General features: G+C 73.5%; 21 protein-coding genes. 8 read left to right on the top strand and 13 right to left on the bottom strand.

The genetic code is table 11. The annotated features are described in order from the left end of the window. Window positions 1-17 precede the first annotated feature (17 nt). From ACWIX6_RS16165 to ACWIX6_RS16150, 4 genes are all read right to left on the bottom strand, one after another. Window positions 18-908: an SDR family NAD(P)-dependent oxidoreductase gene (locus ACWIX6_RS16165; protein ID WP_448613455.1), complete on the bottom strand. Its 891-nt coding sequence runs from the start codon at window positions 906-908 to the stop codon at window positions 18-20. Next, a complete protein-coding gene (locus tag ACWIX6_RS16160) occupies window positions 905-2410 on the bottom strand; it encodes an APC family permease (RefSeq protein WP_448613454.1) in 1506 nt (501 codons plus the stop codon). Before ACWIX6_RS16160 ends, ACWIX6_RS16165 begins: the two co-directional genes overlap by 4 nt. Before the next feature lie 127 nt (window positions 2411-2537). Next, a complete protein-coding gene (locus ACWIX6_RS16155; RefSeq protein ID WP_448613453.1) occupies window positions 2538-2834 on the bottom strand; it encodes a hypothetical protein in 297 nt (98 codons plus the stop codon). 33 nt (window positions 2835-2867) lie between these two features. Further along, window positions 2868-4217 carry a flavin monoamine oxidase family protein gene (locus ACWIX6_RS16150; protein ID WP_448613452.1) on the bottom strand — a complete coding sequence of 450 codons (1350 nt, stop codon included), beginning with the start codon at window positions 4215-4217 and terminating at the stop codon, window positions 2868-2870. A 200-nt stretch (window positions 4218-4417) separates the two neighbouring features. Here ACWIX6_RS16150 and ACWIX6_RS16145 point away from each other — a divergent pair, with 200 nt between their 5' ends. Further along, window positions 4418-5014 carry a TetR/AcrR family transcriptional regulator gene (locus tag ACWIX6_RS16145; protein ID WP_448613451.1) on the top strand — a complete coding sequence of 199 codons (597 nt, stop codon included), beginning with the start codon at window positions 4418-4420 and terminating at the stop codon, window positions 5012-5014. Between the two features lie 17 nt (window positions 5015-5031). On the opposite strand, the gene ACWIX6_RS16140 is transcribed toward ACWIX6_RS16145, so the two are convergent. Then, window positions 5032-5355 (bottom strand): DMT family transporter, encoded by a 324-nt coding sequence (locus tag ACWIX6_RS16140; RefSeq protein ID WP_448613450.1) that lies wholly within the window; start codon window positions 5353-5355, stop codon window positions 5032-5034. Between the two features lie 177 nt (window positions 5356-5532). On the opposite strand from ACWIX6_RS16140, the gene ACWIX6_RS16135 reads away from it, so the two are divergent. The 4 genes from ACWIX6_RS16135 to ACWIX6_RS16120 all read left to right on the top strand — a co-directional run bounded on the left by ACWIX6_RS16135 (window position 5533) and on the right by ACWIX6_RS16120 (window position 10373). Further along, window positions 5533-6729 carry an ABC transporter substrate-binding protein gene (locus ACWIX6_RS16135; RefSeq protein ID WP_448613449.1) on the top strand — a complete coding sequence of 399 codons (1197 nt, stop codon included), beginning with the start codon at window positions 5533-5535 and terminating at the stop codon, window positions 6727-6729. A gap of 84 nt (window positions 6730-6813) precedes the next feature. Continuing rightward, entirely contained in the window at window positions 6814-7683 is an 870-nt protein-coding gene (locus tag ACWIX6_RS16130) for a branched-chain amino acid ABC transporter permease (protein WP_448613448.1), read from the top strand. Window positions 7684-7686: 3 nt separating this feature from the next. Then, entirely contained in the window at window positions 7687-9597 is a 1911-nt protein-coding gene (locus ACWIX6_RS16125; protein ID WP_448613447.1) for a branched-chain amino acid ABC transporter ATP-binding protein/permease, read from the top strand. Further along, window positions 9594-10373: an ABC transporter ATP-binding protein gene (locus ACWIX6_RS16120; RefSeq protein ID WP_448613446.1), complete on the top strand. Its 780-nt coding sequence runs from the start codon at window positions 9594-9596 to the stop codon at window positions 10371-10373. Before ACWIX6_RS16125 ends, ACWIX6_RS16120 begins: the two co-directional genes overlap by 4 nt. 10 nt (window positions 10374-10383) lie before the next feature. On the opposite strand, the gene ACWIX6_RS16115 is transcribed toward ACWIX6_RS16120, so the two are convergent. From ACWIX6_RS16115 to paaA, 6 genes are all read right to left on the bottom strand, one after another. After that, window positions 10384-10773, bottom strand: a complete 390-nt coding sequence (locus ACWIX6_RS16115; RefSeq protein ID WP_448613445.1) for a thioesterase family protein — start codon at window positions 10771-10773, stop codon at window positions 10384-10386. A 55-nt stretch (window positions 10774-10828) separates the two neighbouring features. Continuing rightward, the gene (gene paaE, locus ACWIX6_RS16110; protein WP_448613444.1) at window positions 10829-11905 is read right to left on the bottom strand and encodes a 1,2-phenylacetyl-CoA epoxidase subunit PaaE; all 1077 of its coding nucleotides are present in this window, start codon (window positions 11903-11905) and stop codon (window positions 10829-10831) included. A gap of 4 nt (window positions 11906-11909) precedes the next feature. Further along, a complete protein-coding gene (paaD, locus tag ACWIX6_RS16105; protein ID WP_448613443.1) occupies window positions 11910-12479 on the bottom strand; it encodes a 1,2-phenylacetyl-CoA epoxidase subunit PaaD in 570 nt (189 codons plus the stop codon). Further along, window positions 12476-13384: a 1,2-phenylacetyl-CoA epoxidase subunit PaaC gene (paaC, locus tag ACWIX6_RS16100; RefSeq protein WP_448613442.1), complete on the bottom strand. Its 909-nt coding sequence runs from the start codon at window positions 13382-13384 to the stop codon at window positions 12476-12478. The genes paaD and paaC overlap by 4 nt, the downstream gene beginning before the upstream one ends. A gap of 179 nt (window positions 13385-13563) precedes the next feature. Continuing rightward, on the bottom strand, window positions 13564-13932 hold the full coding sequence (gene paaB / locus ACWIX6_RS16095; protein ID WP_448613441.1) for a 1,2-phenylacetyl-CoA epoxidase subunit PaaB: 369 nt from the start codon (window positions 13930-13932) through the stop codon (window positions 13564-13566). Next, entirely contained in the window at window positions 13929-14900 is a 972-nt protein-coding gene (paaA, locus tag ACWIX6_RS16090) for a 1,2-phenylacetyl-CoA epoxidase subunit PaaA (RefSeq protein WP_448613440.1), read from the bottom strand. Before paaA ends, paaB begins: the two co-directional genes overlap by 4 nt. Window positions 14901-15111: 211 nt before the next feature. Between paaA and paaK the strand changes: the two genes are divergently transcribed. The 3 genes from paaK to paaZ are packed head-to-tail and all read left to right on the top strand — an operon-like array spanning window position 15112 to window position 19162. Further along, entirely contained in the window at window positions 15112-16449 is a 1338-nt protein-coding gene (gene paaK, locus ACWIX6_RS16085) for a phenylacetate--CoA ligase PaaK (RefSeq protein WP_448613439.1), read from the top strand. Next, entirely contained in the window at window positions 16446-17111 is a 666-nt protein-coding gene (locus ACWIX6_RS16080) for a TetR/AcrR family transcriptional regulator (RefSeq protein WP_448613438.1), read from the top strand. Before paaK ends, ACWIX6_RS16080 begins: the two co-directional genes overlap by 4 nt. Further along, window positions 17108-19162, top strand: a complete 2055-nt coding sequence (gene paaZ / locus ACWIX6_RS16075) for a phenylacetic acid degradation bifunctional protein PaaZ (protein ID WP_448613437.1) — start codon at window positions 17108-17110, stop codon at window positions 19160-19162. The genes ACWIX6_RS16080 and paaZ overlap by 4 nt, the downstream gene beginning before the upstream one ends. Before the next feature lie 9 nt (window positions 19163-19171). Here the strand turns inward: paaZ and ACWIX6_RS16070 are convergent, their stop codons facing one another. After that, window positions 19172-20515, bottom strand: a complete 1344-nt coding sequence (locus tag ACWIX6_RS16070; RefSeq protein WP_448613436.1) for a cytochrome P450 — start codon at window positions 20513-20515, stop codon at window positions 19172-19174. Further along, entirely contained in the window at window positions 20512-21270 is a 759-nt protein-coding gene (locus ACWIX6_RS16065) for an alpha/beta fold hydrolase (RefSeq protein WP_448613435.1), read from the bottom strand. Before ACWIX6_RS16065 ends, ACWIX6_RS16070 begins: the two co-directional genes overlap by 4 nt. Window positions 21271-21276 lie beyond the last annotated feature (6 nt).

The raw sequence follows: 21276 nt of genomic DNA, 5'->3' as shown, positions 1-21276 counted from the left end.
GAGGGCGACACGGTCTCTCAGGTGGAGGTCCACGAGCAGGTCCTTGTCTCGTGCGCCGGCTCAGCCGACCGGACGGAGACGCTGACGCGCGGGTCGAACGCGACGGTGCCGACGTCGACGACGGAGTGGCCGCCGTCGACCGGGATGACGGCCGCCGTGACGTAGGAGGCGGCGGGGGAGAGCAGGTGTGCGACCACCGCGGCCACCTCGTCGGCGAGGGCCGGCCGGCTGAGCGGCACCAGCGCGGTGGCGAGCCCGTAGGCGTCCTCGGCATCGAGGCCGCGCTCCTGGCCGAGGGTGGCCATCTCCTCGTCGGCCATCTCCGTGCGGGTCCAGCCGGGGCACACGACGTTGGCCCGGACACCCTGTGCGCCGTAGTCCACGGCGACCGACTGCAGCAGCATGGTGAGCCCGGCCTTCGTGGTGTTGTAGCCGGCGATGCCCCCGGAGGCCCGCAGCGCGCTGACCGAGGAGATCCCGACGACGGAGCCGCGGCTGTCGACGAGGTGCGGGAGTGCGGCGCGCAGCAGGCGGTAGGGGGCCGTCAGGTTCGTGGTGACCATCGACTCCCAGTCGGCGTCGGCCAGGTCACCTGCTGCCCCGGGACGCACGATGCCGGCGTTGAGCACGAGCCCGTCGAGCCGGCCGAACCGCTGGACGGTCTCGGCGACCAGGCGGTCCGCCTCACCCGGGCCGGTCACGTCCGCGGTGACCGGATGGGCTCCGGTCGCCTCGGCCACCCGGTGCAGAGCCGACGCCCGACGTCCGCAGACGACCACGGACCAGCCGGACCCGGCGAGTGCCTCCGCGGTGGCGGCCCCGATCCCGGTCCCCCCGCCGGTGACGAGGGCGACCTTCGTCTCCTGGATCGACGCGGTGGCGTGGACGGTGCCGGCTCTCGGGGTCATGAGCGCTGCTGGACCGTCGGGACGTCCCGGACGGTCGCGGCGGCGGGGGAGGTGGCGGCCGCGGCGACGGCCTCGTCGCTCGGGGCCTCCACGGACGTGTCCCGCCACTGGATCGGGCGCTTGTCCTGCACGACCTGGCGGTAGACGAAGAGCACCACCGACAAGGTCAGGATCCCGATGCCGATGAGGGACTCCCGCATGCCGCCGTAGCCGGCGGCGGAGGGGTGCGTGGCGCCCCAGAGGGTGACGAAGACGTTGAAGACGAAGATCACCATCGCGACGGGGACCCAGATGCGTCCGCGGCGGATCGGCCGCGGCCAGTCCGGGCGGTCCCGGCGGAGGAGGATGAAGGCGCCGACCCCGAGCGTGATGGCCGTCATGTACCCGAGGTTGCTGGCCAGCAGGATCGCCACCGGAGAGGAGAGCAGCAGGAGGTGGGCGCTGTTGATGACCGCGTCGATGGTCAGCGAGCGGCCCGGGACACCCCACCGGTTGAGCCAGTCGAGCTGCCGGACGGTCATGCCCTCCTGGGCCAGCCCGTAGAGCGCCCGGCCGCCGTCCGCCGTCGTCGAGACCATGGCCAGCCACAGGGAGAAGACGAGGATGAGCGTCCCGATCCAGCCCTGACCGCCGAACACCTGGTCGAAGGCCACGGTGATGTAGCCGACGGGGTTCTCGGTGAGCGTCGTCTCGCCGACCGTGCCGGTGACCCCGATCGGGATGGCGACGAACGCGATGAGCATGAAGGTGGACGTCGCCTTCAACGCCTTCTCGGTGTCGCGGACGGTGTCCTTGTACTCGGGCGCGAAGGACGCGGCGATCTCCACGCCGTAGGTCGTCCACGCCATGATGTAGAACCAGACGACCACGGCACTGAACGTCGCGCCCGGACCCCAGCTGAGGTTGCCGGCGTCCCACTGGCCCTGCAGGAGCGCGGCCAGTACGACGACCACCAGGGCGACGGCGACCATGACGCCGACGATCTTGTTGACCGTGGCCGCCAGCCGGATGCCGACGTAGTTGACCGCCCAGGCGGCCCAGACCGAGATGATCGCGAAGACGTGCCCGAGGCCGAGCTCGTTGCCCAGGAAGGACACGGTCGACGTCGAGCCGGCGAACCACTCCGCCTGGACGATGCCGCCCAGGGCGGACGCGGTCACCGCGATGGCCAGTGACCAGCCGATCCAGTACCCGAACGAGGCGATCGCGCCGAGCGGTGCGAAGTACCTCTTCCAGCCCTCGATTGCGTACCGCGCGACGCCGCCGGACTTCCCGGGGAACATCGCGGCCAGTTCGGCGAACAGGCGGTTCTGCAGGAGGCCGATGACGGTCCCGGTGATCCAGACGGCGATCGCGGTCCAGGCCCCGAGGACGCCCACGGCGAAACCGAGGGTGACGAACAGGCCGTTGACGCTGACGATGGACAGCGCGAGGCCGTCCTTCCAGGTCAGCGTCTTGTGGAGGTGTCGCGTGGCGTCCACCTCGTCGTGCGTGCGGGTCATGACGGTCCCTCGGGTCGGATGGGGCGTGGTCGGGTGAGGTCGCCGTGGCCCGGCGGTGGGGCACCGGCGTCGGCGTGGTGGGTGGTCGGCGGCCCCGTGGGCCGTGCGGTGCTGAGCCGGGTACCGGTCACCCGACCGGCATCCAGGCCATGTCGATCGACACGACTTCGCTGACGGCGGCCATCCGGAGGAAGTCCGGCATGTCACCGGCCCGGGCGTTGGCCGCCTCTGCCTGCTCGGTGCTGTCGTAGATCCAGACGTCGGTCCAGAGGCCGTCCTCCCCCTTGGCGATCACCGGCGCGGCGACGAAGCCGGGGATCGCCGCGGCGACCGCGGCCACGGCCCCCGGGCGACTGGCCAGGAACTCCTCCTCTTTGCCGTCCTGGACGCGGATGTGGACGAATTCGACGAGCTGCTGGGACACGGGGACTCCTCGGGGTCGGTGCAGGGCTGGGGGTCAGGACGGAACGGGGACGGGGAGCTGGTCGGTCAGCGGCTGGTCGGTGGCGGTGAGCAGTGCGTGTACCTGGCGTCCGGCGCGCATGCCGCTCTCGATCGCGCCGTCGATGAAGCCGGCCCAGCCGTTGGCGTAGTCGGCTCCGGCGAGCACCACGCGGCCCTCGGGGCGCTGGAGTTCGGCGAGCGACCCGGTCAGCTGACCGACCCGCTGCATCGGCCAGGTCTCGCCGGAGTACGGGTCGGCGACCCAGTCGTGGCAGGCGACCTCGAGCACCTCGACGCCCGGCAGCCAGCCCCGCAGCGCCTGCTGCACGGCGGCGCGGTCGGTGCCGTCGAGGCGCCGGCTGTCCGGGCCGAACGCCACGACGATCGTGGTGCCGTCCTCGACGTACTCGACCTGGCACAGGGTGAACGGAGCCGAGCCGGGGGCCAGGGCGACGAAGGGCTCGTGCTCCCCCCGGAGCCGGGCCCAGACCTTGGTGCCGGTGGACGTCTGGCCCTCCCGGGCGGCCGAGCGCTTGGTCTCGGACAGCGGCGGGTCGAAGGCGATCGACTCCAGCACGTTGAGCGGCAGGGTGACGACGACGGCGGCTGCGGTGAGGACCGTGCCGTCGACGAGGGTCACCGACGCGCTGTCGGCCGACCGGGCGACCGATGCCACGGCCGCCCGGGGGCGCACCTCGACGTCGGCGTCGGCGAGCATCGCCTCGAGCAGCCCGCGCGTGCCCCCGACGATCTTGTAGGTGGCGCACGCCTCGAACATCAGCTGCCAGCTGCCGCCGGCCAGCGCACACCACCGGAGTGCCTGGGTGTACGCGCCGGCACTGGTCGGGCCGTTGAAGTTCGTGGCCCACATGCCCTCGACGGCCTCGAGCTCGTCCGGCGCCAGCTCCGCCTCGTCGAGACGCTGACGGATGGAGACCTGGTCGACCTCCCGCAGCTGGTCGCCGAGGAGCAGGGGCTCGTACGGCCGCGGGAACCAGGTGAGCGCCTCGGCGGTGCTGGCGGTCATGCCGCCGTCGATGACACCGAGGAGGTCCTCGGCGCTGCCGGTGTGCAGCTCGCCACCGGTGATCCAGTAGCCGTGCACCGGAGCCGGCGAGGAGACCACGTCGCAGCCGTACCGGGACAGTTCGGCCCAGACGTGCGGCTGCACCCAGTGCACCCAGGTGCCGCCGAGCTCCAGCTCGCGGCCCAGCCGGTGGTCGGTCCACGTGCGGCCGCCGATCCGGTCGCGGGCCTCCAGGACCAGGACCCGATGACCCTGGCGGCGCAGTTCCCGGGCCGCGGTGATCCCGGCGAAGCCCGCACCGATGACGATGACGTCGGCGACCGGAGTGCTGTTCACGGGTTCTCCTCGGGGCGTGCAGGACGGGGACCGGTGGTGTGCCGGTGGGGGAGGCGCGCACTGTCCATCTGGACAGTTGTGACCGTTGGCACAGAGGATGGACGACGGATGGCAAACTGGTCAAGTGGTCAGTTCGAGATCTCTTTGGTGGATCGGCCGTCCCGACGACGGGAGCAGCGCTGCGTACGCTGCGACGAGCGATGAGTGAGGACATGACGACGGTCGAGGCAGCCACCCGGGTCGCGCCCCGGTACGGCGAGGGGCGCCGGGCCCTGCTGGCCGCGGCGGTGCGCGTGGTGGCCACCCGGGGTCTGCGGAACCTGACCTATCGCGCGGTGTCCCGGGAGGCCGGGGTGGCGCACGGGCTCGTGGCCCACCACTTCGGCTCGCGGGACGCGCTGCTCGAGGCCGCCCTGCAGTTCTCGCTGGACAACAGCGTGGCCTCGATCAGCCTCCGCCCCGGCACCGGGGACCTGGACGCCCTGTTCGGCGGCCTGGTGGCGATGGTCGAGGAGATCCCCGACGACCAGGCCTTCCAGTTCGAGCTGATCCTGGAGTCCCGGCGGCGGCCCGAGCTCCTCCCCCACGTGCAGGCCGTCTACGCCACGTACCGGGCGGCGCTGCGCGAGGAGCTCGAGTGCGCCGGCATCGTCTGCGACGAGGCGCTGGTGCACCTCGTCTTCGCAGCGGTCGACGGGCTGGTCTTCCAGCACATCTCCGACGTCCTGCCCGACCGCACGGCCGACGCCCTGGAGCACCTGCGCGGCATGCTCAGGTCACTGGCGGACCGGGGCTGAACTCCCCCGCCGCGGGGTCAGTGGGCGGCGCCGCCCAGGTTCAGCAGCACGACGCCGCCGACGACCATGACCACCCCCACCAGCTGCCAGCCGGTCAGGGTCTGGCCCAGGAACGTCGCCCCGATCGTGACCACGGCGAGGGTCCCGACGCTCGCCCAGATCGCGTAGGTGACGCCGACCGGCATCGTCTTGACGACGTGGGCCAGCAGGACGATCGACGTCGCGTAGCCGGCGAGCACGGCGAGGCTCGGCACCAGGGCCGTGAAGCCCGCCGTCCGGGGCAGCAGCGACGTGGCGGCCACCTCGGCCGCGATGGCGAAGGTCAGCAGCGCGTAGACCACGGAGGCTCCCTGTGTGCGGCTCGCACGCCGTCCGCCCGCTCGTCGAAGGGCCGGGTTCCGCGTATCGGGGACGTAACGGGGGATCGCAGGCCGACTGAGAGCTGTGCCACACTCCTGTCAGCTCCGACCCCGCTCCGAACGCGGTGTCCGTATTGCGAGCAAAGCAGAGGAGACCCCGTGACTCGACGGACCACCCCGGCACGCCTCGCCGCCCTGGCCGCAGCGCTCACCCTGGGCCTGAGCGCCTGCGCCGAGGAGGCGGACAGCGGGGGTGGGGCCACCGCCGCCGACGAGTCCGGCCCGATCACGATCGGCGCCGTCCTGGACATCACCGGCGCCGGGGCCTCGCTCGGCGTGCCCGAGCGCCAGACGCTGGAGCTGCTGGCGGAGCAGCTGCAGGAGGAGGGCGGCATCGAGGGCCGCGAGGTCGAGCTGATCATCGAGGACGACCAGTCCACCGAGGACGGTGCCGCCCAGGCGATGAACAAGCTGGTGAACCAGGAGGAGGTGGACATCGTGCTGGGCGCCAGCCGCACCGGACCCAGCCTGGCGATGCGCCCGATCGCCGAGTCCGCCGAGATCCCGATGATCTCGCTGGCCGCCAACGCGGCGATCGTCGACGGGTCGGAGTGGGTGTTCAAGAGCGCGCAGAACGACCGGGTGGTCATCGAGCGCATGATCGAGTACATGGCCTCCCAGGGCTGGACCACCATCGGCCTGGCCCGGGACGCCTCCGGCTTCGGCGAGGGCGTCCAGGAGATCTTCGACGAGGTCGGCGCCGCCGAGGGCATCTCGGTCAAGGCGGTCGAGCGCTTCGCGCCCGACGCCACCGACTTCACCGCGCAGATGGTGAACCTGCGCAACGCCGCCGCCGACGTCAACGTCATCTGGGGCATCCCGCCGGCCGCCGGCCTGGCGCAGCGTGCCTACGCCCAGCTGGGTATCACCACGCCGGTCATGCAGAGCCACGGCATCGGCAACCAGGTCTTCCTGGACACCGCCGCGGAGTCGGCGAACGGGCTGGTCGCCCCGCTGGGCCGGCTCGTCGTCGCCGACCAGCTGCCCGAGGACGACCCCCAGCGGGAGGTCATCTCCGCCTTCGTCGAGGACTACACCGCCGAGTACGGCGAGGGCCCGTCCACCTTCGCCGGGCACGCCTACGACGGCTGGCAGCTGGCCGTCGACGCGCTCCGCGAGGTGGGCACCGACCCGCAGGCGCTGCGTGACCACCTGGAGGGCGTCGAGGACTTCGTCGGGATCAGCGGCACCTTCACGATGACCCCGGAGGACCACTCCGGCCTGTCGAAGGACGCCCTGGTGCTGGTGACCGTGGAGAACGGCGAGTGGATGCTGCTGCCCGACCAGGGCGCCTGACGCCACCGTGATCGAGCTCGCGAGATCACGAGAGGACGCAGCGTCGCCGACCACGACGCCGACGAGCGCGGGCGAGGAGGTGCCGTGGTCGACCTCCTGCAGCTGGTCTTCGCGGGGCTGAGCCAGGGCGCGGTCTACGCACTGATCGCCATCGGCTTCGTCGCGGTCTTCACCGTCAGCGGCGTCATCAACCTGGCGCAGGGCGAGTTCGCCGCCCTGGCCGGGCTGGTGGCGATCTCCGGGGTGGGCAGCGGGCTGCCGCTGCCCGTGGCCGCGGTCCTCGCCGTGGCGACCGTCGCGCTGGTCGCGGTGCTGATGGAGCGGCTGGCCATCTCCCCGGTCAAGCGGATGACCACGCTGGTGTCGCTGATCCTGACGCTGGGTGTCTCCACCGCGCTGAAGGCGCTGATGCTGCTGGTCTTCGGCCCGGACGCCGAGGGACTGACGCCGATCACCCCGGGCGGGTTCACCGTGGCCGGGGTGAGCATCCGGTACCAGGAGCTGTGGATCCTCGCCGTCGCCGCGGTGGTCGCCCTGGCGGTGTACTGGTTCTACGACCGCACCGTGGCCGGCAAGGCGCTGCGGGCGTGCGCCGAGCAGCCGGTGGCCGCCCGGCTGGTCGGCATCTCGCTGAGCCGGGCGTCGCTCACGGCATTCCTCATCGCCGGGTGCGTCGGGGCGATCGCCGGCGTGCTGGCCAGCCCGATCTACTTCACGTCCTGGGAGTCCGGCCTCACGCTGGGCCTCAAGGGCTTCGTCGCCGCCACGCTCGGCGGCCTGGTGTCGGTGCGCGGCGCGGTGCTCGGCGGACTGCTGCTCGGCGTGCTGGAGAACCTGACCGCCGGCTACGTCAGCACCGGGCTGCGCGACGCGGTGGCGTTCCTGCTGCTCATCGTCGTCCTCGTCGCCCGGCCCTCCGGGATCTTCGGGCGGCACGCGGAAGCGAGGGTCTGACCCGTGGCGCGTCCCGCCCTGCGGCTGCCCGGGCCGCACCGCCGCCGGTCTCGGCGCGGCGACGTGATCGGGATGTCCGTGCTCGCCGTGCTGCTGGTGGCCTTCCCCTTCGTCGCGCCGGCCGGACTGGTCAACGTGGGCGTGTACGCGCTCATCTACTCCCTCGCCGCACTGGGTCTGTCCCTGCTGATGGGCCTCGCCGGCCAGGTCAGCCTGGGGCAGGCCGGCTTCTTCGCCATCGGCGCCTACACCCAGGCGGTGCTGGTCACCCGGTACGAGGTCGGCGCGCTGCTCGCCTCGGTCGCCGCGGTCGCGGTGACCATGGTGGTGGCGCTGCTCGTCGGCCTGCCGCTGCTGCGGCTGCGCGGGCACTACCTGGCGCTGGCCACGCTCGGCTTCGGGATCATCGTCACGGTGCTGGCCACCGAGTCGACCTTCCTCGGGGCGACGTCGGGCATCTTCGGCATCCCCAAGCCGGAGTTCAACGGCCGCACCTACAACTCGACCACCGAGTACTTCCTGTTGCTGGTCCCGGTCGTGCTGCTCGGCCTGCTGCTGGCCCGCAACGTGGTGGAGAGCCGGATCGGCCGGGCGCTGGGCGCCGTCAACGACTCCGAGGTGGCGGCCGAGTCGCTCGGCGTGGACACCTTCCGGCTCCGGGTGCAGGTCTTCGTGCTGTCCGCGGCCTTCGCCAGCGTCGCGGGGACCGCGTTCGCCCACTGGCTCGGGGTGGTCAACCCCAACTCGGCCAACTTCCCGCTGTCGGTGTCGTTCCTGCTGATGGCCGTGCTCGGCGGGGTGGGCACCGTCTACGGCGCCGTCGTCGGCGCCTTCGCCGTCGAGGGCCTGGACGACGGTCTCCGCCGGCTGATCCCCGAGCTGGTGCCCGGTGCGGTGGGGGAGGTGCAGCTGATCGGCTTCGGCATCCTGCTGACGGTCATCATGATCTTCCTCCCCGGCGGACTGCACCAGCTGTGGACGACGGCCCGCCGGCGGCTGTCCGGCTCGGACCTGGACGGCGGCGGCGCGGCCCCGGACGACGGCCCGGCACCCGCCCCGGACGAGGGCCCGCTGCTGGCCCGCGAGGACCGGCCCGCCGCCGGGACCCCGCTGCTGGAGGTGCGCGGGCTGACCAAGCGCTTCGGCGGGGTCACCGCGGTCGACGACCTGGACCTCACCGTGCACGCCGGCGAGATCGTGGCGCTGATCGGGCCCAACGGCGCCGGCAAGACCACCGCCTTCAACATGATCAGCGGGGCGGTGGTCCCGACCGCCGGCACCGTGACCATGGCCGGCACCCGGGTCGAGGGCCGCAAGCCGCACGTCTTCGCCCGCGCCGGCGCCACCCGGACCTTCCAGAACCTGCAGATCTTCAGCTCGGCCACCGTGCTGGGCAATGTGATGGTGGGCCGGCACCTGCGCAGCCGCACCGGGCTGCTCGGCGCCGCGCTGGTGCTGCCCGCGCGGCGCGAGGAGCGCGCGGTGGAGGCCTCGGCGCGCGAGCTGCTGGACCTGCTCGGCCTGGGCCCCGACGCCGACCGGCTCGCCGCCGACCTGCCCTTCGGCCGCCAGCGGCTGGTCGAGGTCGCCCGCGCCTTGGCGCTGGAACCGGACCTGCTGCTGCTCGACGAGCCGATGGCCGGCCTGTCCGGCGCCGAGCGGCGCGACCTGGCCCGGCTGCTGCGCCGGCTGCGCGCCGGCGGCATGGCCGTCGTCCTGGTGGAGCACGACGTCGAGGCGGTGCTCGCGCTGGCCGACCGGGTCGCGGTGCTCGAGGACGGCGTCCGGATCGCACTCGGGACGCCGGACGAGGTGCGGCACGACCCCGCGGTCGTGGCGGCCTACCTCGGCGTGGAGCCCGAGGACAGCACCGCGGTCGCGGTCGCCGAGACCGGACCGGGAGCCGTCACGTGAGCCTGGCGGTCCGCGGGCTGCGCGCCGGCTACGGCCGGCTGTCGGTGCTGCACGGCGTCGACCTCGACGCCGCCGCCGGGCAGCTGGTCGCCGTCATCGGCGCGAACGGTGCGGGCAAGACGACGCTGCTGCGGGCGCTGTCCGGGCTGATCCCGGCCGGCGGCGGGACGGTCACCCTGGCCGGCACCGACGTGACCGGGTACGGGCCCGAGAAGCTGGCCCGTGCCGGGCTGGCGCACGTCCCGGAGAACCGGCTGGTGTTCCCGTCGCTGACCGTCGAGGACAACCTGGTGCTGGGTGCGTACACCCGCCGGCGCGGCCCTGCGGCCGAGCGCCGGGAGGCGCGGGACCGGGCGCTGGAGCTGTTCCCCCGGCTGCAGCCCCGCCTGCAGCAGGCTGCCGGCACCATGTCCGGCGGGGAGCAGCAGATGCTCGCCATCGCCCGGGGGCTGATGGCCCGGCCGCGGGTGCTCGTCCTGGACGAGCCCAGCGTCGGGCTCGCCCCCCGCCTGGTCGGGGAGATCTTCGCCGCGCTGGGCCGGCTCCGCGACGAGGGGCTGACCCTGGTCGCGGTGGAGCAGAACGCCCGCGCCGCCTTCGCCGTCGCCGACCACGTCTACGTGATGGACCGCGGCCGGGTGGTGCTGGACGGCGCGGCCGCGTCGCTGTCCGCCGACCCACGGGTCACCTCGGCGTTCCTCGGCGGCGGCTTCAGCGCCGAGGCGGCGGCCGGGGACGGGACGGCGTCCCCCTCGGAGGACGTCGAGCGCCGCTGACCGGACGGCGTCAGGGACCGGACGGCTCCCGCTGGCCCCGACCCCGACGTGCGGCCTCGCCGATCCGCGCCTCGAGCGCGGCCTGGGGCAGGACCACCTGCACCGTGCTGCCGCGGCCCAGCTCCCGCCCGCCGGCGTCCGTCGCCACGCACGCGCAGGTCAGCCGGTTGCCGCGCACCTCGACGCACCGGGCGCTGACCCGCACGGTGTCGCCCACCCAGCTGGGGCCCAGGTGCTCCACCGACACGGACCGGCCGATCCCGGCCTCGCCGGGCTCCAGGTGGCGCAGCAGCAGCTTCCGGCCGGCCTCCTCGAAGTGCTTGGCCATGGTGTAGGTCGCGTACACCGGGTGCACCGGGCCGAGCTCGTCGAAGTCCACCGTCATCGCCGGGGTGACCACGACCTCGAGCGTCGCCGTAGCGCCGACCGGGACCTCGAGCACCGTGCGCGTCGGGTCAGGCGTCGAAGTCGACGGTGACGGCGTCGGACAGCGGCAGCGTCTGGCAGGTCAGCACGTAGCCGGCGGCCACCTCGCCCGGGTCGAGGGCGTAGTTGCGACGCATCTCCACCTCGCCGTCGGTCACCCGGGCTCGGCAGGTGCCGCACACCCCGCCCCTGCAGGCGAACGGCAGGTCGCTGCGCACCTTCTGCGCGGAGTCGAGCACCGCCTGCCCGCGCGGCAGCGCCAGCGTGGTGGAGCGGCCGTCGAGCACGATCGTGACCGAGCTGCTGGGCCCCTCGACGGTCTCCTCGTCGCCGCGCACCGGCTCCGGGGGGAGGTCGTCGACGTAGAACAGCTCCTGGTGCACCCGCTCGGCCGGCACGCCCAGCTCGTCGAGCAGCGCGCGGGCGTCGCTCACCATCCCGTGCGGCCCGCACAGCCACCAGTGGTCGACCGCGGCGGGGTCGGTGAACGCCCCGACCAGGGTGCGGAGCCGGTCGCCGTCCAGCCGCCCGGTGGTGAGCTCGGCGTCGCGCGGCTCGCGGGACAGCACGTGCACTAGCTGCAGCCGGGTGCCGTAGCGGTCCTTCAGGTCGGCGAGCTCGTCGGCGAACATCACCGTGTTGGTGCGCCGGTTGCCGTAGAAGACGGTGACCGTGGACTCGCCGTCCCGGAGCACCGTGCCGGCCAACGACAAGGCCGGGGTGATGCCGGACCCGGCGACGACGAACACGTGGTCGCCGGGGACGGACAGGTCGGCGGTGAACGAGCCCGACGGCGGCAGCACCTCGATCTCGTCGCCCGGGCGGACCTCGTGCACCAGCCAGGAGGAGAAGAAACCGCCGGGCACCTCCCGGACGCCGACCCGCGGCGGAGCGCCCATCGGCGCGCAGATCGAGTACGAGCGGCGCTCGTCGCGGTCGCCGTCCACCCGGCGCAGGGTGAGCGCCTGGCCGGGGGCGAAGGCATAGTCCTCGGCCAGCTCGGCCGGGACGTCGAAGGTCACCGCGACGGCGTCGTCGGTCAGCTGCTCCACGCGGGCGACGGTCAGCGGGTGGAACTGGGCGCGGCGGCGGGTGCTGGCGGTCACGGGGTCAGATCTCCTTGACGTGCTCGAAGGGCTCGCGGCACGTCCGGCAACGGCGCAGGGCCTTGCAGGCGGTGGCGCTGAACTCGCTGGTCTCCTCGGTGTCGGCCGACCCGCACTGCGGGCAGGTCGCCGTCCGGCGGGACGGGCCGAGCTGCAGCGGCACCGGTCCCGCGGTCCGTGCCGGCGCCCGCCCCGGCGGGGCGATGCCCCCGGCGGCGAGCTTGCGGCGGCCCTCCGCGCTGATCCAGTCGGTGCTCCAGGCCGGGGACAGCACGGTGCGGACGTCGACGTCGGCGAACCCGGCGCGGTGCAGGGCGTGCACCAGGTCGGCCCGCATGACGCCCATCGCCGGGCAGCCGGAGTAGGTCGGGGTGATGTCGACGACGACGGTGCCGTCCTCGACCCGCACGTCGCGCAGTACCCCGAGGTCGGCCAGGGTGAGCATCGGCAGCTCCGGGTCGGTGACCGTGGCGGCGACCGCCCGCGCGCCGGCGAGGTCGGGGTCCTGGCGCACCCGGGCGCCCACCAGATCGCTCACCAGGTCGCTCACCAGGTCGCTCACCAGGTCGCTCACCAGGTCGCCGCCGGGTGCTGGCGGGCCAGCCCCTGCAGGTCGGCCAGCAGGGCGGCCAGCTCCGGGCCGTGCTCGCCGAGCCGGCCGCGCGGGGGAGCGTCGGCCGGCCACTCGGGGACGGTCAGGGTGGCCCGCTCCAGCACCATGGTGAGCACGCCGTGCACCTCGTCGCGGAGGTCCGCGGGGTCGACGGCGACGCCGGCCGCGGTCAGCCGGGTCTCGACGTCCGTGGCGGTGAACAGCTCGGCCAGCAGCGGCCAGACGGCGTCCGCCCCGGCCTGGGCGCGCTGGTGGGACTCCGCCGTCCCGTCGCCGAGCCGCAGCACCCAGCGGGCGGCGTGGTCGCGGTGGTAGGTCAGCTCGGCCACGCCCTTGGCGGCGATGGCGGCGAGCACCGGGTCGCGGGAGTCGCGCAGCCGGGTCAGCAGCGCGAGCCGCCAGGTGGCAGCGGCCAGCAGCCGGACCATGGTGACGCCGAAGTCGCCGTTGGGTGCCTCGACGAGCGCGGTGTGGCGGAACTCGGCGGGGTCGCGGAAGTAGGCCAGCGCGTCCTCGTCCGGGATGCTCTCCGTGGCCAGCTCGCGGCTGCGGCCGAGGACGCCCACCGACCCGGCGCGGGCCAGCAGCAGCCGGGCCTGGCCGAGCAGGTCCAGCGCGCAGTTGGCCAGCGCGACCTCCTCCTCCAGCTCCGGGGCGTTGGTCACCCACTGGGTGAGGCGCTGGGCGAGCACGAGCGCGTCGTCGCCGAGCATCAGGCAGTAGGCGCCGAGGTCGGCCGGGTCGATGCCCTCGGGGACGGTGGTGTCCACCCCGGCCAGCGGCTCGTCGAACCCGGTCCCGAACGCCCACTGCCCCTCGCCCCCGTGCGCGTGGTCCAGCGCCTCGTAGACGGTCTCCTCGTGCATCGCTCGCCTCTCCGTGTGCATTTTCGGGCTCAAGCCCCGTGCTTTATCGGGCTCAAGCCCGCGTGCTTTATGGCGATAAAGCCCGCCCGTCGACGGCCCGCGCGGGGCCACTGGAAGCCGGCCCCCTCTCAGGGACCCGCCGCCCGAGGAACGAGGGTGGCGGGGGGAGAGGGGGTCCTTCACATGTGCGGGACGTCCTCGGGGATCTCGTAGAACGTCGGGTGCCGGTAGACCTTGTCGCCGCTGGGGGAGAACATCGGGTCCTTCTCGTCCGGGCTGGACGCGGTGATGTCGGCGGCCTTGACCACCCAGATGCTCACGCCCTCGTTGCGCCGGGTGTAGAGGTCGCGGGCGGCGTGCACCGCCATCTCGTCGTCCGGGGCGTGCAGCGAGCCGACGTGCACGTGGTTGAGCCCGCGCTTGCCGCGGACGAACACCTCGTACAGCGGCCAGTCCCGCCGGGCGACCGACGGCGACGGCGCGACGGGTATCTCGGACCCGGTGGGGACGGCGCCGTGCCCGCCCTCCGCGGTCAGGTCGGTGCTCACGATGCGTGCACCGGGGCGTGCTTGGCGGCGTACGCGGTCGCGGCCTCGGTCACCCAGGCGTTCCCGTCCCTGGCGGCGCGGCGGCGGGCGATCCGCTCGTCGTTGCACGGACCGTTGCCGGCGATGACGGCCTTGAGCTCGGACCAGTCGATCGGGCCGAACCGGTACCGGCCGGTCGCCTCGTCCAGCTCGAGGTCCGGGTCGGGCAGCGTCACGCCGAGGACGGCGGCCTGCGGCACGGTCATGTCGACGAAGCGCTGGCGCAGCTCGTCGTTGGTGTGCCGCTTGACGCCCCACTTCATCGACTGCGCGGTGTTCGGGCTGTCGTCGTCCGGCGGGCCGAACATCATCAGCGACGGCCACCACCAGCGGTCGACGGCGTCCTGCACCATCGCCCGCTGGGCGTCGGTGCCGCGCATCATCGTCATCAGCAGTTCGAAGCCCTGCCGCTGGTGGAAGGACTCCTCCTTGCAGACCCGGATCATCGCCCGGGCGTAGGGGCCGTAGCTCGACCGGCACAGCGGCACCTGGTTGCAGATCGCCGCGCCGTCCACCAGCCAGCCGATGACGCCGACGTCGGCGTAGGTCAGCGTCGGGTAGTTGAAGATCGAGCTGTACTTCTGCCGGCGCTCGATGAGCTTGTCGGTCAGGTCGGCCCGGTCGGCGCCGAGGGTCTCGGCAGCCGAGTACAGGTACATCCCGTGGCCGGCCTCGTCCTGCACCTTGGCCAGCAGGATCGCCTTGCGCCGCAGGCTGGGGGCGGCGAGCAGCCAGTCGCCCTCGGGCTGCATCCCGATGATCTCCGAGTGCGCGTGCTGGGCGATCTGCCGGATCAACCCGGACCGGTACTTCTCCGGCATCCAGTCGCGCGGCTCGATCCGCTTGTCGGCGGCGATGGTGGCGTCGAAGTGCGCCTGCAGGGCCGCCTCGTCGGGCGCGGTCGGGCGGTCCAGCGTGGGTGCGGACATCTCGTCCCCCTCGTCGGGCGATCATTTACTGACCGAGTGGTCGGTAATGAGTCTGCACCACGTCCGCGCTCCGCACAACCCACCCGACGCGGGCCCCTTGACAGCGGACCGCGCGGAGGTATTGGTTACTGACCATCCGGTCGGTAATGTGCTGCCGCATCCCGCCGTCCCGGTCCAGCGACGACGCTCGGCGAACCCGGAGGACGCACCCATGACCGCAGCGACCAGCGAGAACACCCGTCGGCTGGGTGCGGGCCCCGACCCGGCGCTGCTCGACCCGGCCGAGCGGATGGGCCTCGACGAGCTCCGCGCCCTGCAGCTCACCCGGCTGCAGGAGACGCTGCGCCACGCCTACGCGAACGTCCCGCACTACCGCCGCGCGTTCGACGACGCCGGCGTGCACCCCGACGACTGCCGCGAGCTCGCCGACCTGGCCCGGTTCCCGACCACGAGCAAGTCCGACCTGCGGGAGAACTACCCGTTCGGGATGTTCGCCGTCCCGCAGGATCAGGTGCGCCGGGTGCACGCCTCGTCCGGCACCACCGGCCGGCCGACGGTCGTCGGCTACACCGAGCGCGACATCGACACCTGGGCCACGGTCATGGCCCGGTCGATCCGGGCCGCCGGCGGGCGCGCCGGCGACAAGCTGCACAACGCCTACGGCTACGGGCTGTTCACCGGCGGGCTGGGGGCGCACTACGGCGCCGAGAAGCTCGGCTGCACGGTCGTCCCGGTGTCCGGTGGCATGACCCCGCGCCAGGTGCAGCTGATCACCGACTTCGAGCCGCGGGTGATCATGGTGACCCCCACCTACATGCTCACCGTCATCGACGAGTTCGAGAAGCAGGGCATCGACCCCCGGTCGACCTCCCTGCGGATCGGGATCTTCGGCGCCGAGCCGTGGACCGAGCAGATGCGCCGGGAGATGGAGGAGCGCCTGGACATCGAGGCGGTCGACATCTACGGCCTGTCCGAGGTCATGGGCCCCGGCGTCGCCCAGGAGTGCGTGGAGACCAAGGACGGCCTGCACGTCTGGGAGGACCACTTCTACCCGGAGGTGATCGACCCGATCACCGGCGAGGTGCTGCCCGAGGGGGAGCAGGGCGAGCTGGTGTTCACCTCGCTCACCAAGGAGGCCATGCCGGTCATCCGCTACCGGACCCGGGACCTCACCCGGCTGCTGCCGGGTACCGCGCGGCCCGGGATGCGGCGGATGGAGAAGGTCACCGGCCGCACCGACGACATGATCATCCTGCGCGGGGTCAACGTCTTCCCGACCCAGATCGAGGAGGTCGTGCTGCGTACCCCGGGGCTGTCCCCGCACTTCTCCCTGGAGCTGACCACCCGCGGCCGGATGGACCACCTCACCGTGCACGTGGAGGCCCGTCCCGACTGCCCGCCGGAGCGGCGCGGCCCGGCGGCCCAGGAGGTCGGCATCGCGGTCAAGGACACTGTCGGGGTGAGCGTGGACGTCGACGTGGTCGACCCCGAGACGCTGGCCCGCTCGGTCGGGAAGCTGCAGCGGCTCTTCGACCGGCGGGAACGGTGACCGCCGCAGAGCCCGCCGGCGTCGAGCCCGCCGGTCCCGTGCCGGCCCAGGTCCGCCGCGGCCGGCCGGGCCACTCGCTGGACTCGCTGCTCGACGTGGCCGTCGCCGTCTTCAACGAGCGCGGCTACGAGGCCACGAGCATGGAGGAGCTGGCGACCCGGCTCGGGGTCACCAAGTCCGCGATCTACCACCACGTGCCCAGCAAGGTGGAGCTGCTGCGGCTGGCCCTGGACCGGGCGCTGGACGCGCTGTTCGCGGTCACCCGGGAGCCCGGCGCCACCACCGGGCCGGCGATCGACCGGCTGGAGCACGTCGTCCGCGGCTCAGTCCGCGTGCTCACCGCGCAGCTGCCCTTCGTCACCCTGCTGCTCCGGGTCCGCGGCAACTCGCCGGTCGAGCGGGCCGCCCTGCAGCGCCGGCGCGAGTTCGACCGGGTCGTCACCGACCTGGTGCGGGCCGCTGAGGAGGAGGGCGACGTCCGCCCGGACGTCGACCCCGCCGTCACCAGCCGGCTGCTGTTCGGCACGGTCAACTCCCTCACCGAGTGGTACCGGCCCGGGCGCGGACTGGACGCCGACGCGCTGGCCGACGCCCTGGTCACCACCACCTTCAGCGGCCTGCGCACCGCTGCCCCGTCCCCCCTCCGAGGAGCGCTCCGATGACCGCACCCCTGCTCGAGAGCTACGTCGCCGGCCGCTGGTACGCCGCCCCCGACGAGGGTCTGCCCGTCGCCGACGCGGTCACCGGCGAGACCGTCGTCCGGGTGTCCAGCACCGGCCTGGACGTCGCCGGGATGCTCGACCACGCCCGGACCGTCGGCGGGCCGGCGCTGCGCGAGCTGACCTTCCACCAGCGGGCCGGGTTGCTCAAGCAGCTGGGCATGCGGCTGCTGGCCGAGAAGGACGACTTCTACGCGCTGTCCCGCCGCACCGGCGCCACCGACCGGGACAGCGCCGTGGACGTCGACGGCGGCTTCGGCACGCTGCTGTCCTACGCCAGCAAGGCCCGGCGGGAGCTGCCCGACGACACGGTCGTGCTCGACGGCCCGGTGGAGCCGCTGGGCAAGCGGGGCACCTTCCTCGGCCAGCACCTCTACACCCCGCTGCGCGGCGTCGCGATGCAGGTCAACGCCTTCAACTTCCCGGTCTGGGGCTTCCTGGAGAAGCTCGCGCCGGCCTTCCTCGCCGGCGTCCCCACCGTGGTCAAGCCCGCCAGCCAGACCGCCTACCTGACCGAGCGGGTGGTCCGCAGCATCGTGGACAGCGGGCTGCTGCCCGAGGGCTCGGTGCAGCTGCTCGCCGGCAGCGCCGCCGGCGTCCTGGACTCCCTCGGCGGGCAGGACCTGGTCTTCTTCACCGGGTCCGCCGCCACCGCCCGCAAGCTGCGCAGCAACCCCGCCGTCGTCGCCAACTCGGTGCGGTTCAACGCCGAGGCCGACTCGCTGAACTGCTCGGTGCTGGGCCCCGACGCCACCCCCGACACCCCGGAGTTCGGGCTCTTCGTCGACCAGCTGGTCACCGAGATGACGGTCAAGGCCGGCCAGAAGTGCACCGCCATCCGCCGGGCCCTGGTGCCGACCGAGCTGGTGGACGACGTGGTGGAGGCGACCCGGGCGAAGCTCGCGGAGGTCGTCGTCGGGGCACCCGGCGCCGACGGCGTCACCATGGGCGCGCTGGCCAGCCTGGACCAGCGCGAGGAGGTCCGCCGCGCGCTCAAGGCGCTGCGCAGCGTGGCCACCCTGGTGGCCGGGGACCCCGACGACTTCGAGGTGACCGGCGCCGACCGGGACCGCGGCGCGTTCCTGCCCCCGATGCTGCTGCGCTGCGACGACGTGGACGCTCCCGAGCCGCACGACGTCGAGGCGTTCGGCCCGGTCAGCACCGTGCTGCCCTACGACGGCGTGGACGCCGCCGTCGAGCTGGCCGCCCGCGGCCAGGGCAGCCTGGTCGGCTCGCTGGTCACCCACGACCCCGACGTCGCCCGGCGGTTCGTGCTCGGCGCCGCGCACGCCCACGGCCGGATCCTGGTGCTCGACCGGGACGACGCCCGGGAGAACACCGGCCACGGCTCCCCGCTGCCGGTGCTGGTGCACGGCGGTCCGGGGCGGGCCGGCGGCGGCGAGGAGCTCGGCGGCATCCGCGGCGTGCTGCACCACATGCAGCGCACCGCCGTCCAGGGCTCACCGGACGTGCTCACCGCGGTCGGCGGGCGCTGGGTGACCGGCGCGGCCCGCCGGGACGACGGCGTGCACCCGTTCCGCAAGTCGCTGGCCGAGCTGCGGATCGGCGACTCGGTCACCGCCGGCCCGCGGGTGGTGACGCTGGAGGACGTCGAGCACTTCGCCGAGTTCACCGGCGACACCTTCTACGCGCACATGGACGAGGAGGCCGCGGCGGCCAACCCGCTCTTCGGCGGCCGGGTCGCGCACGGCTACCTCATCGTGTCCTGGGCGGCCGGCCTGTTCGTCGACCCCGCCCCCGGGCCGGTGCTGGCCAACTACGGCGTCGACAACCTGCGGCTCCTCACCCCGGTCAAGCCCGGGACGGAGCTGACCGTGACGCTGACCGCCAAGCAGATCAGCCCGCGCGGGGGAGCGGAGCACGGCGAGGTGCGCTGGGACGCCGTCGTGGTGGACGGCGAGGGCCGGCCGGTGGCCACCTACGACGTCCTCACCATGGTCGCCAAGACCTGGCCCCCCGCCCCGGCGACCTGACCCACCCGGTCAGGAGGCGGGGGCGGCGGTCCAGTGCAGGGGGAGGCGCTTCACGCCGCGCTGGAAGCTGGAGCGCAGCAGCGCCGGCGGGCCGTCCAGCTCCAGGGTGCCGGTGCGCCGCAGCAGCTCGCCGAACAGCGCGCGCATCTGCACCCGGGCCAGCTGGGCGCCGAGGCAGAAGTGCGGCCCGTGGCCGAAGGACAGCTGCGGGTTGGGTGACCGGCGGACGTCGAACCGGTCCGGGTCGGCGAACACCCGGTCGTCCCGGTTGGCCGAGGTGAAGGACACCACGACCTTGTCCCCGGCCCGGACCGGCACGTCCCCGAGGACCGTGTCCGTGGTCGCGGTCCGCCGGAACACCATCACCGGGGTCCACCAGCGCAGCATCTCCTCCACCGCGCCCGGCAGCAGCGACGGGTCGGCCCGCAGCGCGGCCAGCTGGTCCGGGTGCTCCAGCAGGGCGATGAGCCCGCCGGGCAGGCCGTTGCGCAGCGTCTCGTTCCCGGCCACGGCGAACAGCCAGAACATGTTCTCGAACTCCGCGTCGCTGACCGTCCCGCCGTCCTCGTCGGCCTGCGCGAGCAGGATCGACATGACGTCCTTCCCCGGCGCGCGGCGCTTCTCCTCGGCGAGCAGCCGGGCGTAGGCGTAGAGGTCGGGCATGCCGGCCCGGGTGCGCGGGTCGGGCATCCGGCCGTCCGGGCCGGGCGCCGGGCGCAGCGCCACCGCCTCCCGCGCCATCGCCGTGCCGGTGCTGCCGTCGAACGCCGCGGAACTGGCGTAGTCCGGGTCCTGCCAGCCGATCACCCGGTTGGACCAGTCGAACATCAGCCACCGGTCCTCGGCCGGCACCCCGAGGACGTCGGCGAGGGTGATCAGCGGGAGGTCCGCGGCCACGTCCTTGGCGAAGTCGCACCGGCCCTCGGTGGCCCCGCCCACCATCCGGTCCACCAGGTCGGCCGCCGTCGCCTCGATCGCGGCGGTCAGCGCGGCCACCGCGCGCGGGGTGAACGACCGGGACAGCAGCCGGCGCAGCCGGGAGTGGTCCGGCGGGTCCATGTTGAGCATCATCCGGCGCACGAACGCCAGGTCCCCGGCGTCGCGGACCTGGGTGGCGCCCAGCCACGAGGAGAAGGTGCCCGGGTCGCGGAGGACGGTCTCCACCTCCGCGTGCCGCAGCACCAGCCAGAACCCGGGCCCGGCGGGGAGGCCGTGCAGCGCCGGCTCCTCCACCCACACGACCGGCGCGGCCGACCGGAGCCGCGCCAGCGCCGCCAGCGGTGGGCCGCTCTCGTAGGTGGCCGGGTCGACGACGGCGAGGGTGTCCGCCGACCGGACGCTCGCCGCTGTCACAGCTCGTCGAGGAAGCGCTCGACCGAGGTCAGCAGCGCGATCGGCGTCTCGAACATGGCGTAGTGCCCCGCGTTGGGCAGCACCTCGAGGGTGGCGTTGGGGTACTGCTGCAAGAAGGTCTGCTCCATCACCGGCGCGCCCAGCGCCGGGTCGTGCTCGCCGACGACCACCGACACCGGCAGCGGGTTGCCCTGCACCCGGTCGGCGAAGGCGGTCTTGGCCCAGGCCTCCAGGTACGCGCCGAAGGCCTCCGGGTCGGACCGGTCGAGCGAGGACTGCACCATCCGGTCCAGCCACGTCCGGCTCAGCCGCCCGCCGGTGGTCATGTCGATGATCGCGTAGCGGGCCTCCCGCTTCTCCGCGGCCCCGCTGAACAGCTGCCAGGACTGCTCGTCGAACGGGACGCCGGTGGACGGGACCGGGCTGATGCCGAACATCCCGGTGACCCGGTCCCCGGCGTCCAGCAGCACCCGCTGCATGGCGGTGCCGCCCATCGAGTGCCCGAGGACGGCGAAGGACGACCAGCCCAGCGAGTCGACCGCGGCGATCGCGTCGGCGGAGATCTCGGCCAGGCTGAACTCACCGGTCTCCCCGCGCCGGGCGCCGTAACCCCGGTAGTCGACGAACGCGTAGCTGTACCGGTCGCCGTCCACCAGGTCGCCGAACGGCCCCCATCCGGTGGCCGAACCGAACCAGCCGGGCAGTGCCAGCACCTTGCGGGGTCCGTCGCCGACGACGAGGGGGTGGGAGGCCATGCGGCA

The organism is Modestobacter sp. URMC 112 (genome assembly GCF_053502575.1).
This window is presented reverse-complemented; position numbering and strand designations above follow the sequence as displayed.